Origin of the sequence: Streptomyces sp. NBC_01351, assembly GCF_036237315.1 — a bacterium.
Taxonomy (GTDB): Bacteria; Actinomycetota; Actinomycetes; order Streptomycetales; family Streptomycetaceae; genus Streptomyces.
On record NZ_CP108356.1, the window covers coordinates 253,608 to 269,189 of the forward strand.

General features: G+C 73.4%; 13 protein-coding genes. 9 read left to right on the forward strand and 4 right to left on the reverse strand.

Annotated features, from left to right (window positions below; genetic code table 11):
• Positions 1-76: 76 nt before the first annotated feature.
• The 5 genes from OG625_RS01315 (at position 77) to OG625_RS01335 (ending at position 3,378) form a co-directional block, all read left to right on the forward strand.
• Positions 77-664 (forward strand): TetR/AcrR family transcriptional regulator, encoded by a 588-nt coding sequence (locus OG625_RS01315; RefSeq protein ID WP_329376067.1) that lies wholly within the window; start codon positions 77-79, stop codon positions 662-664.
• Positions 661-1,041: a hypothetical protein gene (locus tag OG625_RS01320; protein WP_329376069.1), complete on the forward strand. Its 381-nt coding sequence runs from the start codon at positions 661-663 to the stop codon at positions 1,039-1,041. Before OG625_RS01315 ends, OG625_RS01320 begins: the two co-directional genes overlap by 4 nt.
• A 315-nt stretch (positions 1,042-1,356) precedes the next feature.
• Positions 1,357-1,596, forward strand: coding sequence for a hypothetical protein (locus OG625_RS01325; protein WP_329376071.1), 240 nt, complete (start codon positions 1,357-1,359; stop codon positions 1,594-1,596).
• The gene (locus OG625_RS01330; RefSeq protein WP_329376073.1) at positions 1,593-1,889 is read left to right on the forward strand and encodes a VOC family protein; all 297 of its coding nucleotides are present in this window, start codon (positions 1,593-1,595) and stop codon (positions 1,887-1,889) included. The genes OG625_RS01325 and OG625_RS01330 overlap by 4 nt, the downstream gene beginning before the upstream one ends.
• Before the next feature lie 289 nt (positions 1,890-2,178).
• Positions 2,179-3,378, forward strand: coding sequence for a serine hydrolase domain-containing protein (locus OG625_RS01335; RefSeq protein WP_329376075.1), 1,200 nt, complete (start codon positions 2,179-2,181; stop codon positions 3,376-3,378).
• 68 nt (positions 3,379-3,446) lie between these two features.
• Here OG625_RS01335 and OG625_RS01340 read toward each other — a convergent pair whose 3' ends face one another.
• Positions 3,447-5,441, reverse strand: coding sequence for a HEAT repeat domain-containing protein (locus tag OG625_RS01340; RefSeq protein ID WP_329376077.1), 1,995 nt, complete (start codon positions 5,439-5,441; stop codon positions 3,447-3,449).
• A gap of 586 nt (positions 5,442-6,027) precedes the next feature.
• Between OG625_RS01340 and OG625_RS01345 the strand changes: the two genes are divergently transcribed.
• On the forward strand, positions 6,028-8,616 hold the full coding sequence (locus tag OG625_RS01345) for a YfhO family protein (protein WP_329376079.1): 2,589 nt from the start codon (positions 6,028-6,030) through the stop codon (positions 8,614-8,616).
• A gap of 128 nt (positions 8,617-8,744) precedes the next feature.
• Here OG625_RS01345 and OG625_RS01350 read toward each other — a convergent pair whose 3' ends face one another.
• Positions 8,745-9,749 carry a BtrH N-terminal domain-containing protein gene (locus tag OG625_RS01350; RefSeq protein ID WP_329376081.1) on the reverse strand — a complete coding sequence of 335 codons (1,005 nt, stop codon included), beginning with the start codon at positions 9,747-9,749 and terminating at the stop codon, positions 8,745-8,747.
• A 200-nt stretch (positions 9,750-9,949) separates the two neighbouring features.
• Here OG625_RS01350 and OG625_RS01355 point away from each other — a divergent pair, with 200 nt between their 5' ends.
• The 3 genes from OG625_RS01355 (at position 9,950) to OG625_RS01365 (ending at position 13,980) form a co-directional block, all read left to right on the forward strand.
• Entirely contained in the window at positions 9,950-12,547 is a 2,598-nt protein-coding gene (locus OG625_RS01355; RefSeq protein WP_329376083.1) for a molybdopterin-dependent oxidoreductase, read from the forward strand.
• Positions 12,544-13,518, forward strand: a complete 975-nt coding sequence (locus OG625_RS01360; protein ID WP_329376085.1) for an FAD binding domain-containing protein — start codon at positions 12,544-12,546, stop codon at positions 13,516-13,518. Before OG625_RS01355 ends, OG625_RS01360 begins: the two co-directional genes overlap by 4 nt.
• A gap of 72 nt (positions 13,519-13,590) precedes the next feature.
• Positions 13,591-13,980, forward strand: a complete 390-nt coding sequence (locus OG625_RS01365; RefSeq protein WP_329376087.1) for a methylglyoxal synthase — start codon at positions 13,591-13,593, stop codon at positions 13,978-13,980.
• Here the strand turns inward: OG625_RS01365 and OG625_RS01370 are convergent.
• Both OG625_RS01370 and OG625_RS01375 read right to left on the reverse strand, forming a co-directional pair.
• The gene (locus OG625_RS01370; RefSeq protein WP_329376089.1) at positions 13,977-14,582 is read right to left on the reverse strand and encodes a S1 RNA-binding domain-containing protein; all 606 of its coding nucleotides are present in this window, start codon (positions 14,580-14,582) and stop codon (positions 13,977-13,979) included. The two genes, OG625_RS01365 and OG625_RS01370, sit on opposite strands and share 4 nt — an antisense overlap.
• The gene (locus tag OG625_RS01375; protein WP_329376092.1) at positions 14,579-15,511 is read right to left on the reverse strand and encodes a LysR family transcriptional regulator; all 933 of its coding nucleotides are present in this window, start codon (positions 15,509-15,511) and stop codon (positions 14,579-14,581) included. The genes OG625_RS01370 and OG625_RS01375 overlap by 4 nt, the downstream gene beginning before the upstream one ends.
• Positions 15,512-15,582: the final 71 nt, after the last annotated feature.

Genomic DNA, 15,582 nt, shown 5'->3' on the forward strand with positions numbered 1-15,582 from the left:
GCAATGCGCATGTGATCTGCACCACAAGGACTGGGCCGGTTGTTAACCTTACGGGTCGACCCGTAAGGTTAATGCCATGAGCTCCTCTCAGCCCTCCAGGGGGCGTCCCAGGGATCCCCGCTCGCACGAGGCGATCGTCGGCGCGACCGCAGAGCTGCTGACCGAGGTCGGCTACGCCGCGACATCGATCGGGGCGGTGGCCGCGCGGGCCGGCGTCGGGAAGGACACGATCTACCGGCGGTGGCCGGGCAAGCCGGAGTTGGTCTTCGAGGCCGTCTTCACGACCACGGACGATGCGCCGACCCCGAACACCGGAACGCTGGCCGGGGATCTGACCGTGCTGCTGCAGGGCCTGGTCGACGAGTTCCGCGCACCTGCCGCCGCGGCGGCACTCCCCGGGCTGCTCGCCGACTTCGCCGCGGATCCGGAACTGAAGGCGCGCATCCGCGGCGACTTCCTCGCCCCGTCGAAGGAACGGCTGCTCGTTGTCTTCGAACGGGCCGTGCTGCGCGGGGAGATCGCGGCCGATACGCCTGTCGACCTGGTCCTGGACACCCTGGCAGGAGCCGTGTTCTTCCATGTGGGACTGGTCGGGGAGCACCCCGACCAGCAGCTGGCCGCACTGCTGGCCGCTGTCGTGGCCAAGGGAATCGAGGTCCGATGAACGGCTGGCTTCTCACGGCAGGGATCACGGCGATCGGCGTGGCCGCGGTGCACATCGCCGGCGGGCACCGCGACGTGGTGCGCCCGCTGCTGTCCTGCGGGCTCGCGGAGGAACCCAAGCGCGTCCTGCACGCCGTGTGGCACATGGTGAGCGTCGACCTGGCGCTCTCCGGACTCGCCCTGCTTTACCTCTCCCTGACGGACGGTACGCCGGGCACCGGCATGGTGGCGTGGTTCGTGGCCGGGCACTTCATCGCGTACGCGGCAGCCTTCCTGGTCGTCACCCTGTCCGTCGGCTGGAGCAGACCACTACTCCGGCTGCCGCAGTGGATCCTGCTCCTGCCGGTCGCGGTGCTGGCAGCGGCGGGCGCCGCGTAGCCTGCCGGAAGCCGTGCGGGGGGCTCATGCGGGCACGGGCCGATCCCATCCATCGGTGGGGTCGGCCACCGGCGACTCGTCGTCGCCCTCATCACCGTCGTCGCAGTACGGACACCACGGCGCCAGGCGGTTGTGCGTCCGGGTCGTCCAATTCGTGACCAAGGCCGAGGTCCGTCTCGCGGGGGCGCACGGTCCGCTCCGTACGGCATCGCCCCACCGCGGGCGCCGAGTTGGAGGACGGGGCCGGGGTGTACGAACGCCGGACGCCCGACGGCAACCGCGACGCGTCACACCCAACTGATGGAAGGGAAACGGATGCTCAAGTTCATCATTCGGTACAACAACGCGCTCACCCTTACCGCCTTCACGCTCGGCACGCTCTTGCTGGGGCTGGTGCACTTCCTGGGTGACGTCCCACCGCTGTGGACCGCCATCTGGGCAGTGGCGGTGACGGTGATCGTAGGCGCGCGGGTCTACCTCGCCCGGCTCCACTGGAGAAGGGGCGCGCCCGCCGGCGCTCCCACCCCCGCGGCCGCCGCGGACAGCGCTTCATGACTATTGACCTGCTCGTGATCTACACGACCCGGCTGGAGGCGTGCCGCGACTTCTACGCCGGCCTCGGCCTGGACCTCGTACCGGAGCGGCACGGCAACGGGCCGGACCACTACGCCGCGATCCTCGCCGGCGGAGGAGTCCTGGAGCTGTACCCGGCCACGCGTCGACCGGAGACCGGCTACCTGCGCCTCGGGCTGACGGCGCCCGCGCGCGGCTCCCTGGCCCGGGCGGCCGGCAGGCACGACCTGACCGACCCCGATGGCCGCACGGTCGTCCTGACCGTCACGGAGTAGAGCACCACGGCCGACGATCGGGTCCGGCTGCGGGCGCCGAGGCCCTGCTGAAGGGGCTCGTGGCAGTTCCCGGGGCTCGCCTCGCGAGCCGGTGCACGCGAGGCGTCGCGAGGCGGCTCGGTCCGGCGCCGGCAGGCGACACGCCCGGCACGGGGGACCCCCGTGTCCGCTGACCGGCCCCCCGCCACGCGCGCCGCGGGCCTGGAGCTCCCGTCCGGCTGCTAGGCAATCAGTAACCGGCAGGCCCGCACCGGCCGTCAGCCGCACCGCCTCACACCGGGAGACACCCGTGCCCAGCCGCGCCTCCGTACGCCGCTTCCGCGTCGGACTGTCCGTCGCCGCCCTCACCGCCGCCGCGCTCGGCACGCTCCTGCCGCCCGCGCAGGCGGCCGGCTCGGATCCCAGCCCCGCCGGCGGACACCCGTACGACGACGAGCGCCTTCAGCGGCAGCTCGAACGGCTGGTCGCCCAGGACGACGGCCCGCCCGGGGTGATCGCCGTGCTCACGAGGGGCGACCGTACGCAGGTGTACACCGCCGGCGTCGGGGACATCGCCACCGGGCGACCGCCCCACCCGGACGACCACATGCGCATCGCCAGCATCGCCAAGGCGTTCAGCGGGGCCGTCGCGCTCCGGCTCGTCGACCAGGGGCTCCTCTCCCTCGACGACACCATCGGCAGCCGGCTGCCCGCCCAGCCCGCCGCCTGGCATGCTGTGACCCTGCGTCAGCTCCTCCAGCACACCAGCGGCCTGCCCGACTTCTCGGCCTCCCCCGAGTTCCTGAGGATCCTTCAGGCCGACCCCCGCCACGTCTTCGACCCGCGCACGCTCCTCGACTTCGTCGCGGACAAGCCGCTGCACTTCCTCCCGGGCACCCTGTACGAGTACTCCAACTCCGACAACATCGCCGTCGCCCTCATGGCCGAAGCGGCCACCGGCCGGCGTTACGAAGACCTCCTCAAAGACCTCGTGTACCGCCCCGTCGGGCTGCGCCGGACCAGTCTGCCCCTGGGCTACCGCCTCCCGCACCCGTTCCTGCACGGCTACGACGTCAACCCGCCCGCCGAGCCCGAGGACATCAGCGAGGTCCTCGGCGTCTCGGGGATCTGGGCCTCCGGCGGCATCGTGTCCACCCCCCGCGAACTGGGCGCCTTCATCCGTGCGTACGGCGGCCCCGCGCTGCTGTCGGAGGAAACCCGCAAGGAGCAGCTCACCTTCCGCCCCGGCGACTCCTCCGAGCCGGCAGGCCCCGGTACCAACGCCGCCGGCCTCGCGATCTTCCAGTACACCACTCGCTGCGGCGTGCTCCACGGCCACACGGGCAACTTCCCCGGCTACACCCAGCTCGCCGCCGCCACGCCCGACGGCAGCCGTTCCCTCACGTTCTCCATCAACACCCAGACGAGCAAGAGCCAAAAGCCCGCCCTCCTCGCCCGGCTCCGCACGGTCCAGGAGGATTTCGCCTGCGCACTGCTCAAGAACCACTAGCTCCAGGGCACGGGCAGGACCCGACGACAGGACTGTAAGACTCGTGCGGCTCGGACCCCACCGACCCGTCAAGCCGCGGCGGTGGGTGCGGAGATGGCGAGCAAGGCTGCGTGCGCGGCGGCGCGCAGTTCGTCGTCCTCCGGGACGGATCGCCAGGATCCTGGCCTGACGGGCCGGTCGTCGGTGTCGAGGAACGCCATGAGGGCGGGCTCCGCGGGGGCGGCGTCCGCGCCGATCTCGGCCAGCAGCTGCACCGTCTCGATGACCGCCCGGGAAGCACGGCCCCCTTCGGCGAACGGCGTGATGCCCCGGACGAGGGCCGGGACGACCTCGTCGGCCCGCCCGGTGATCCGCCACAGCGCCCTGCCGATGCGCAGGAGCGGCCAGCCCCGCTCGTGCAGGGGGAGGAGCTCGCGCAGCCGTTCGGCGTACGGGGCGCCCGCCGGCCCCAGCTCCCCCAGCAGCGTGGCGACGTTCTCTCGGCCGGTCCACTCGCCCAGCCGAGGAAGCAGCAGCGCGAGCGCGGGCTCCCGGTCGCCGGTCAGCCGCCCGTACGAGAGCGCCAGGGAATCCAGCTCGGCCGGCCGGTCCGCGGCCGCGGCATCGAGCAGGGCCCGCAGGCGCTCCCTGGGCACGGCCTCGGCCGCGGCCGGCCCGATCGCGGCGAGGGCGTCCAGAGCCCACTCCGCGCAGTCGGTGTCCAGGAGGCCGATCAGTTCCGGGACCGCGGGGGCCGCGGGGGCGCCCCATGCCTGCAGTACTTGGCATAGCCCGCCGCGGTCGCCGAGGGTGGAGGCCGCGGCGAGCCGGGCCCGCAGTGGGGGCAGCAGCACGTCGGCGTGGGCGCTGAGGCCTCCGGCGACCTCGGCCAGGCTCAGCGCGTACGTCCACCAGCCGTTGGCGTAGGTCGAGCCGTTGGCGAACCCGTGCCGCTCCCCCGCCAGGCGCCGCACCAGCGGTGGTACGCACCGCGCGTCGCCGAGCCGGGACAGCGCCCAGATCGCGTGGGTCCGGGCGGGTGGGTACGGCTCGCCCTCGTCCGTCACCATCGCCGCCAGCGCGTCCGCCCAGGGGCGGGCGGCGTGCCCGCACATGCCGAGGACCCGGACGGCGAAGAGCCGGTTGTCGGGCTCGGGGTCGGACAGGGAACGGGCCACGGCCGGCAGCAGCTCCGGCACGGCGGAACGCCGACGGCTGAGCTCCGCGGCGGCCTTCTGCAGCGCTCCCGCGCGCACGGCGGGGTCCGGGTGCCCGAGCAGTCGGCGGATCGCGCCGGCCAGGCCGGACCGGTCCTCTTCCAGCAGGTCGAGGGCCCAGACGACCGTCTTCTCGGCCGCGCCGCCCGGCCGCCACGTCTCCGGTTCGCTGCCGGACAGCACGTCGGAGACCGTGCGCGCGTACGCGGTGTCGTCCTGCCCCGGCAGCGCGTGGCGCAGGGCCCGCACGGCGGCGAGGCGTACGGAGGGCTCGGCTCCGTCGCGCGTGAGTTCCCGAAGCCAGCCGAGGGGGTTGCCCCGTTGTTCACCGGCGTGGACCGTCAACGAGCCGACCGAAGCGATGAGCTGGAGCCTCGTCTCCGGTTCGGGCTCCACGGCGTAGCGTGCCCGCAGCGCCGCGATCACCTCGTCGGCCCGGTGGTGGGCCTCGGCGAGGGCGTTGGCGACGCCGGTGCGGTGCACGGCCAGCGGGTCGTCGAGCAGCGGAAGCAGGTGCGTCACCGCCGGGTCCCACGCGGTGTGCCAGGCCGGGGCGACGAAGTGGGGTTTCGCGGTGTTCGCCGAGGTGGCCAGGGCCTTGACGAGGTAGAGGAGGTCCTGGCGGACGTCCGTGGCGATGGCCGGGTCGGCTGCGGCTTCGAGGACGTGCGGGAGTGCGGGCGGAGCCGAGGAGTAGACCCCGCCGCCCTGATGGTGGACGTGCGTGAGTAGATCGTCGGCAGCCTGGGCGGCCTTCTGCGGCCGGTGGAGATCTCGCAGCATGCCGGGCACATTCCCGGCCGTGCCGTATGCGTGCTTCAGCGCCGGCCAGTCAACGGCGTCGAGCCGCGCGTCCGCGTCGCTCATCGGCAGCTCTCCCCGGCCTGCCGCGTGAGCACGCAGGCGTCCTCGCGGGCCGAGCAGGACGCTCGGCGTGGCGGGTGCGCCGGCTCGCGCGGGATTCCCTCGTGCCGCGCCTGCGTCGCCGTGCGGTGCGGGCGCGCGGCGAGCGGGCCGGTGGCGGAAGGGAACGGCGCGCTCGTTGTCCACCGCCGGGGCGACGGGGACGGGCATCGGTCGCTCCGGACCTGTCCGTCCTCGCCCTCGCCACCCGCACGTGTGTGGGCGGGGGCCGGGGCGTCGGACGGTTTCACGTTCATGCCGCTGATTCTTCCGGAAGCGAATCGCGTGCCGGAGGGCGCCCCGGGCGAAGGGTCGGGGGCCGGGTTACCCGGCCTCGTCGCGCGATCGGCACGGCGGAGCAACTGGTCGGCCGGCGTGTGTTCTTCGACACTCTGACCCCGACTCACAGCGGCATTCTGGCCCTGCGTCAGGTGGGGCAGGACCCGCAACTCGAAATCTCTGGCGAATTCATTCGGCGTTTGCATATGGTCAGGGCACCTGCGGCCCTCCGACCTGGCCGGGCGCCTGATCACACGAGGGTCCACTTCGCATGAGCTCCACGGCCATCTCCCCTGCCCTCGGCAGCACCGCGACTGACCGTCGCGCCGCACGCGGCGGCACCGTGAGGGGCGGTGGCAGGCGGGTCGGGGCAGTCGCCGCGCTGGTGGCGGCCATCATGTCCATGACCGCGTACTGTGCGGGACTCGCCGCCCACGGGACCTTCCCCTTCGGTCCGGCGCCGCGCGCCGACAACGACCTGCGGCATCAGTACGTTCCCTTCCACACGTACTTGTGGGACCTCCAGCACGGTGAGGTGCAGGGTGACCTCTTCTTCAACTGGCAGAGCGGCTACGGCGTCGGCTTCCTCGGCGACTTCCTCACCTATCTGACGAATCCTTTCTCCTGGTTGACCGGCCTCTTCCCGCGCGGCGAAGTCGAGTTCGCGGTCTTCGTCGTCAGCCTGCTCAGTACCGGCCTCGCGGCCGCGCTGATGACCGTCTTCCTCGGCAGGCTCCGCCCCGGATCGCCCTGGCTCCGCGCCCTGCTCGCCGTCGGCTACGCCGTCTGCGGCTGGAACGTCGCGGAGGGGGCCGTCGTCCCCATGTGGATGTGGGGTCTGGTGGCCCTGCCACTGCTCGGCATAGCCTCCGACTGGTGCCTGACCGAACGCCGTTGGGTGCTCGGCAGCTTCCTCGTGGCGTTCTGCTGGTTCGCCAACTTCTACACCGCCGCCATGGCCACCATGGCCGTCGCTCTCGTCCTGTTCCTGCGGCTGCTGACGGCCGACGTCGACTGGCGCGTCCGCGGCCGGATCCTGTGGCGGGCCGCCACCATGACCGTCACCGGCCTGCTGCTGGCGGCCCCCGTGATCCTGGTGTGCGGCCTCGCCAACGCGCAGGCCCAGCCCACGGACAGGTACGTCGTCAGCGTCCACACGCCCTTCCTGAACTACCTGGCGATGTTCATGCCGGGGAGCCTCGCGAGCCCCACCGCACCGAACGTGTTCGTCGGCACCCTGGTCCTCGTGCTCGCGCTCGCGCTGCCGTTCCAGTCGAGGGTCCCCGCTCGCGAGCGCCTGGCCTGGTCGCTCCTGATCGTGCTCACCGCCCTCTCCTTCGTCTTCACTCCCACCGCCAAAGCCTGGCAGGGGTTCGCGCTGCCGCACGGCGCGCCGTTCCGGGAGTCGTTCGTTCTCAGCGGTCTGCTGGTGATGGCCGCGTGGGTGTGCCTCGCCCGCATGCCCCGGGCCCGGGCTCTGCTCGCGGGTGCCGCGCTGCTCGGCCTGCTGATCGCCCTGGCCTACGACGCGCAGGCGGTGAACCGGCACGCACTGACGGGCACGCTCGTCGGCGGCGCCGTCTTCACGGGGCTGCTCCTGCTGTACGCGCGCGGTCTCCGACGCCGTGCCAGGGCCGCGGTCGTCGGCTCGCTGGCCGTGGCCGTCGTCGCCGGCACCGCCTACTCGGTCTACGCCGTCACCCTGGTGCAGGACCCGAACCGCCGCGGCCACTCCCGGACCCAGACCATGACCAGCCTGGGCATCGAGGCCCACGAGGCCCTGTCCGCCCGGCGCGGCCGGCCGGACACCCGTACCGTGGCCGGTCCCGAGGTCTTCGTCACCAACAACGACGCGATGCTGCTCCGCTCCCAGGGCGGCTCGTACTACAGCAGCTACGTGACCCCGGAAACCGCGAGCGGGCTCGGAGGCCTCGGCCTCGGCGAGTCGATGGGCGGGCGCCACCTGTGGCCCGTCCGCGATCCGGTGCTGCACGCCCTGCTCGGCGTCGGCGCCACCCTCGACGTCCCCGGCCCGGACCGGGTCCGGCTGCGGACCGTGCCCGCGCCGCCCCTGGTCACCGTACGAGCGCCGGGAAGCGACCGGGCCCACGGGGCTCCCGAGGGATCGGTGTGGGCCAAGCGGAACGCGGCGCTGGGCGCACGGGTGTACACCGTGCCGGACCTGGCGTACGAAGACCCGGGCGTGGCCCACACCCCGGCGGGCCGGCCGTTGAGGCGGGCGGAGAGCGGCGATCCGGACCAGGGCAACACCTTCACCGCGCGCTGCGCCCCCGGCTCGCGCGTCTTCCTCCACGCCCCGGCGCTGCGCGCCGACGTGTTGGCGGGGGGTTCGTCGGAGGGGTTCCACGGCGATCCGCCGGTGCGGCTCGCCCCGCTCAAGGAACTGGGCGAGGTCCCGGCCGACGGCCGCTTCACCTTTACCGTCCGGACCGGGGACGACGTTCAGGTGCTGCCCGCCGACGCGCTCGGCTGCCTGGACGTGCCGGCCTTCGACGCGGTCGTGGGGCAGTTGCGGGCCACCGGCGCCACGCAGGTCCGGGTGGGTGGCCACTCGGTCAGCGCCGATCTCCCGAAGGGCTCGGTCGGCACCGCGGTCGTCGCCACCACCGTGCCGCCGGGCTGGACCTGTTCGGTGGACGGCGGTCCCGCCCGCCCGCCGGTCTCCCACCAGGGGCTCATGGGTGTTCCCCTCGGGGACGGAGCGGACCGGATCGCCTGCACGTACGTCCCGCCGGGTCTGAAGGCGGGTCTGGCCGGGTCGGGCGCCGGTGTGCTGGCAATAGCCGCGGTGCTGCTCCTGCCGCGGCTACGGAGATGGCGCGGGATGCCGGACGCCTGAAGCCTGAAGTCTGGTGCCGGGAGCGGGCTGCGGCCCGGATCCTGAGCGCCGGGTACCGCAACCCATGTGGTGCCGTCGCCGTACTCGGCGACGGCACCACATGGGTACCGCCTTCGGCTCGGAGGGCGCTACTTCTGCAGTACCCGGACCGCCTGCTGCTCCAGCTCCACGCAGCGGTCCACCTTCTCCGCACACGCGTCGAAGAGCTCCCGCCGGCCTCCGGCGCCGGCATCCTGGTCCGCGTCGCGGGCGAGCGCGGCCAGCTCCGACCAGTGCCGGGCGGACTCCCGGAAGAGTGCGGCGGCCTCGGGGCGGTCGACGAGGTCGAGGAAGTCGGCGTACAGCGGCCGGGTCGCGCCCGGAGCGGTCCACTCCTCCTCCAGACAGGCGTACAGCCGGCCGGTGCCGGCCCGGAAGGCCTCGGGCGAGCTGCCGAACCGGCGCTCCCAGCCCGTCTTGGTGGTGCTGTCGCGCAGCTGCGCGGCGAGCTTCTCCATCCCGGTGAAGCCGAAGTTCACGTCGAACTTGTTGCCCAGGACCGGCCCGGTGAGGTGGGTGACGGTGGAGGCGATCGCCCCTGCCACGTCCGGTTCCCCCTCGGCGGGCCCGGTGGGCACGATCAGCTGGTGGCGGCCCTTGCGGTGCGCGGTCCAGGCGGCACCGAACTCCTCGCGGTCGATCCGGTACGGGGTCTCGGCACCGTCCTCGATCAGCAGGTCGTCGCCGTCGTACCCGGCGATGACGACGGTGTACGGGTCGGCGCCGGTCATCTCGGCGTCCGGGTCGGCCTCGTGCCAGGGCAAGGAGGAGCGGTCGACCACGCAGAAGGCGGGCTGCCCCTCGTCGAGCGCGGCACGGACCCGTCCCCAGCGGGGCTTCATCGCGCGCGTGGCGTCGTACGGGACCTGAAGGCGGCCGAGGGCGACCTGCACCCAGGGCTCGGGGTGGGACTGGGCCACGATCGTGGCGATGGGGAGCCGGCCCTCGTACTCGAAGACGAAGTACATGAAGCCGATCCCCCCGGCCAGGCCGGCCACGAGCTCCTCGGCGTGAACGCTGCCCAGGGCATGGCGGATCAGGGAGGCCTCGCGGTGGCGTCCGGTCCCGAAGTCTTCGTACACGAGCACAGTCATGCGCCGAGCCTATCCGCGCGAACGCCACGGGAATCACGAGGCCTCCGTCAGCCGGACGACTTCCTGCCGCCGAATCCCCGACTCGGCTCACCTGCCGGGCGCGCGCCGAACTGCGCCGAGCCCGGGAGCGGGATATCAAGGAGCGTGAAGGTGAGCGCGAGGCCGAGCGGTCGCCGCCCCACGGCTGAGGAGTACGTCTCGTGGAGTTCGAGGTCAATGGCGCCCGGCGCGCGGTGGACGTGGACGACGATCCGGCCGCCGTGGAGGTGGTGCGCGACCGGCTGGGGCTGACCGGCACGAAGCTGGTCTGCGCCGGCGGGGTGTGCGGGGCCTGCACGATCCAGGTCGACGGTGAGCCCCGGGTGTCCTGCCTGACGCCGGCGGTCGCGCTGGCCGGTCGGCGGGTGACCACGGTGGAGGGACTGGCCGGTCACCCGGTGGCGCGTGCCTTCGCCGCCGAGGACGCCCTCCAGTGCGGTTACTGCACCCCGGGGTTCGTGGTCGAGGCGGCGGCGTTCTTCGAGCGGTGGCGGGCCGCGCACGGCCGCACCCGGCCGGGGCGGGAGCAGATCGCGGATGCTCTGGCGGGCCACCTGTGCCGCTGCGGGGCGTACGAGGGGATCTTCAGCGCGGTGGCCGCGGCCTGCGCGGGCGACTACACGGCGCCGACCGGTGACGGGGCGCCGACCGGTGAGGGGTCGCCCGCCGACGGGGAAGCGCCGGCGGTCCCGCGCACCGAGGCCCCGGAGAAGATCGACGGATCGGCCAGGTACACGACGGACATGCGGCCCGAGGGGCTGCTGGAGGGGCTGATCATCCGTTCGCCGCACGCCCATGCCGTCGTACGGTCCCTGGAGGCCGGGGACCTCCCGCTGGTGCCGCTGCTGCCTCCCGACGGTGTGGTGCGGTACGTCGGGCAGCCGGTGGCCGCGGTCGCGGCGGCGGACCGGGCCTCCGCACGGGCGGCCGCGGCTCGGGTCGTGGTGGAGTACGAAGTGCTGCCGGCGGCCCTCGACGTACGGCGGTCCCGGGCCGGCGAGGGCCCGGTGGTCTACGAGGACAAGGCGGCGCGCAAGCGGGCGCCCGGGTCCGGCGAAACCCCCCAGCTGGTGCCCGCCCGCTGGCGCGGCAACCTGCGGGGCCCGTCCGCCATGAGCAAGCGCCCCGCCACGGCCGTCCGCCGAATCACCGAGGCCCGGAGCCGGAACCCCGAGCGGGTGGTGGAGGGCGTGTTCACCACCGCCGCGCAAACCCATACCCCGCTCGAACCGCACGCCTGTCTGGCCCAGTGGATCGACGGCACCCTCCATCTGGAGGTGTCCACGCAGTCGGTGAAGAACACGGCCGAGCTCGCCGCCGAACGTTTCGGCCTGCCCGTCGAACGGGTGGTGGCGCGGGCCGTCCACGTGGGCGGCGGCTTCGGCTGCAAGATGGGGCTGACCTCGGACGTCGTCGCCTCGGTGGAGTTGGCCCGGCTGTACGACGCCCCGGTACGGGTGGTGCTGGACAGGGACGAGGAGCTCACCGACGGCGGGTACCGGCCCGGCACCCGGATCCGGCTGGCGATGGTCGCGGACGCGGCCGGCGATCTGAGTGCCCTGGCCATGGACGCGCACAGCGACGGCGGGGTCTCGGTGGGCGGGACGGTGGCGGCGCTGGCCCGGTTCATGTACGGCAAGGCCCCGCGCCGGCTCCGCGACTTCGACGCGGTCACCCACCAGCCGCCCGGCGCCCCGTTCCGCGGCCCGGGCGGACCCACGATGTGCTGGGCCCTGGAGCAGGCCGTCGACGAGATGGCCCACCGGCTCGGCGAGGACCCGATCGCCCTGCGCCGCCGCTGGGACGGCAACTCCAAGCGGCACGCCCTGTACGACTGGGCCGCCGCGCTTCCTGTCTGGTCGGGCTCCCGCGGGGGCACCGGGCGGTTCCGCCGCGGGGTCGGCGTCGCGGCGGCCAACTGGCTGTACTTCCTCGATCCCGTCACCGAGGTCGAGCTCGCCGTCGAGGACGGGGTCGTCGTCGCCCGCTGCGCCGTACAGGACATGGGGACGGGCTCGCGGACCGTGCTGCGCCGGGCCGTCGCCGAGGGGCTCGGCCTGCCGGAGGAGCGGGTACGCGCCGAGGTCGGCCACAGCGACACCGTGCACGGCCCCACCTCCGGCGGCAGCCGCACCACCCCCTCCCTCGTACCCGCCGCCGCGGACGCCGCCACCCGGCTGCGCGACGCGCTCGGCGGCGGTGACCTCGCCGCCAAGCTGGACATGGCGGACGGCGTGAGGGTCACCGGCCGGCGCCCCCGCGACCGGCGGGGCTTCGTGACCCCCTTCACCATGGGGGGCGTGGCGATCGGCCGCGGCTTCACCGGATCGGTGCAGGTCGCCGAGGTCGAGGTGGACACGCGGCTCGGCCGGATCCGCCCGCTGCGCGTGTGGAGCGGCATCTCCGCGGGCCGCATCCACGAGGACCGGCTCGCCCGCAGCCAGTGCGAGGGAGCCGTCATCCAGGGCGTCGGCTACGCGCTGTTCGAGGAGCGCCGTGTCGACCCGGTGACCGGGCGGGTGCTGACGGACAACCTGGAGGACTACCGCATCCCCGGCATCGGCGACACCCCCGAGATCACCGTCCACTTCCATCAGGAGGGCTTCGAGCACGTGCCCGGCGGCGGTGTCGGCCTCGGCGAGATCGCCACCCTGCCCACCGCGGCGTGCCTGGCCAACGCGGTCCACGACGCGACCGGCTGGCGCCCGTACGACATGCCCATCCGCCCCGACCGTCTCCTGGAAGGACTGGGTACGTGAGCACCGAGCCCGCCCTCACCGACCTCTCGGCCGCCGTCCTGGCGCGCGGCGGAGAGCTGCGCGCCGGTGGCACCGACACCACCGCCCGGCAGCGCAGCGGCGTCTCCCCCGGCCCGTTCACCGACCTCGGCGGCGCCGTCCACCTCCGGGGCTGTACGCCGCTGCCCGGCGGCGGGCTGCGGATCGGCGCCCTGACCACCCTCGCCGCGCTGGCCGCCGATCCGCAGGTACGCGCCGGCTGGCCGGCCCTCGCGGCGTCGGCCGGGACCGCGGCGACCCCGCAGGTCCGCGCCGCCGGCACTCTGGGCGGCAACCTGCTGCAGCGCAACCGCTGTTGGTACTACCGCAATCCGCACGTCAGCTGCTTCCAGAAGGGCGGCACCGGCTGCCCCGCGCGCGAGGGCGACCACCACTTCGGGGTGGTCAGCGGCGACGGCCCGTGCATCACCCCGCACCCGTCCACCCTCGCGATGGCCCTGCTCACCTACGACGCCGCGGCCGAGATCCACGGCGAATCCCCGCGCAGCGTCGCCGACTTGTACGGAGACGGCGACGGTCTCTACCGCACCGACCACCTGCTGGCGCGGGACCGCATCCTCACCGCGGTCAGGCTGCCGGCACCCCTGCCCGGCGAACGCGCCGCCTGCCACCGGGCCACCAGCCGGGCCCACGCCGAGTGGCCGCTGGTCGAGGCCACCGCCCGCCTCGCGCTCGACGGCGCCACCATCACGCACGCCGCCGTCGCGGCGGGCGGGGTGGCGCGGGTCCCGCTGCGGCTGACGGAGGTGGAGGGCGCCCTGATCGGCCGCGAGGCCACCCCCGGGCTCCTCGCCGCGGCGGCCGCGACGGTACTCGCCCGCTGCCGGCCGTTGCCGCAGACCGGGTACAAGGCCACGCTGTTCCGGGACACGGTCCTGGAGGCCCTGGAACAGGCCGCGGGGCTGGGTGCACCCGCTCCGAGCGACCGATGAGCGGGTGCAGTGTCTGACATACGGACATTTTTCGTCCGAATGGCGGGTATTGGCCTCCGGGGTTACCGTCGGTTGACGATCGCTCCAGTCGCGCACGACCGGAAGTCCGATCTCCTGGACTGGGTCCGCACCAACCGCGAGCACGTGGTGCGGCACGGTCTGGTGGCCACCCGGTCGACGGCCTGGCTGCTCAGACGGGAACTCGGGCTGACCGTGCGGGCGGTGGAGTCCGGGCCGCACGGAGGCGACCAGCAGATCGGCTCGATGGTGATCGGGGGCGAGGTGACCTCGCTCGTGTTCTTCTGGGATCCCCTGTGGGCCGCCCCGCACGTGCACGATGTCCTGGCGCTGGTCCGGGTCGCCGTCCTGCACGACATCCCCGTCGCACTGAACCCGGCGAGCGCCCAGGCCATGTCCCTGGACGGGTTCACCCTGGAGCACGCGGCGACCGGCGCACTCTAGGCCGCGCCATTCGGATCATGTCGGGCCCGGGAAAGGCTGGGCGGGACCGGCCCCGCGCGGCCTTCAGGTGCCGCGGGTTCGACCAGGAGGATCCGGTTGTGCTCGCGGTCGACCGTCACGATGCGTACGGACACCTCCTGACCATCGCGGAAGACTTCGGCGGAGGCAACCGGCTCGGTGAACCGAAGGAGTTGCACGAAGCAGTCGTCGAGGTCCACGAAGGTTCCGACGGACCTGATCGTCACGATGCCCCCGCCGACGATCTGACCGGGGCGGAATCGAGGCAGCAGGGCTTCGTGCTCGGCCCACTCGGCGAGCACGACCGCCACCTGCCGGTGTCCGTCGTCGTGCCACACGACCTCGCCGGTGACGCGCTCCCCCACGGCCGGCAGCTCCATGCACGTGGGCATCCTGGGCACCTTGGCCAGGCCCACGGCGGCGGGGCACCCGTCGATGGAGAGGAACACGCCGAAGGGCCGACGGGCGACGACCTCGCCGGTGATGCGTGCACCGACGGGGAGAACGCGGATGGTCTCGGCCCAGGCCGCGGCAGCGTCGGGCCTGCGCCTGCCGTTCTCGCCCGGCGAGGGATGCTCGCTCATCTGCCCTGAACCGCGGGGGGCATGCCGGGCGGCAAGAGTGCGGGGGCGATTTCCATGACCCCGTCCGCGAAGGACCGTACGCGCAGGTCGCCGTCGTCGCGCGTGCGCCACACCAGCCCGTGCTCGATCTGCGGGCCGTCGACGACCCGGGCGAAGCCGATGTCCGGCCGCCGGTAGAGCACCAGGAGTTGCCCGTCGCCCGGCACGACGGCGCGCCCGGCGGCGACCAGCGCCAGCGCCTCGGCATACGTGGTGCACGGCTCGGCGTGCCTGCCGACCGGCAGGCCGCCGGGCGTCCACCGCGGCAGGTGGAAGTCGGTCCAGTAGTCGGGGAGGGTATCGGGCACGCCGATGAAGGTCTCCCCTTCGAGGTCCTCGATCGACATCGCATCACTCCCCGCGAAGCGGTGACCCGAGGCCAGGCAGAGGTACCGGGCTCCGCGCGTGACCACCGCGCCGACCGTCAGGTCCGGCTCGTCGACGGGCAGGGCCATCAGCAGCAGGTCGGCGGTGCCGTCGCGCAACTGCGTCGCGTGGTGGTGCAGGTGCGTCTCGACGACGCGGATGCCGCACTGCGGGTGCCGCTGCTCGAAGACCTCACGCGCGGCGGACACGATCCGGCCGGCCTGCGTGCCCATGAACCCCACCGTCAGCGTGCCCGTGATGCCGCGCCCGGCGAGCTCCGCGCGGTCGATCGCGCGCCTGATCCCCTCGTACAGGGGCAGCAGGTCGTCCCTCAGGACGCGCCCCACCCGGGTCAATGCGACATGGCGGGAGGTGCGTTCGAACAGCGTCACACCGATGCGGCGCTCGATCTTCTTGACCGTCTTGCTGACCAGCCCGGTCGTCACGTGCAGGCGCTCGGCCGTGCGGCCGAAATGCAGTTCCTCGGAGAGAGTCAGGAACATCTCCATTTCCGCACGTTCCATCGTCCGCCCACTCCCCCTGGTACCTGCACCGCTGTAGATGATCATGCCCCACCGTTGAACCGGGCTCAACG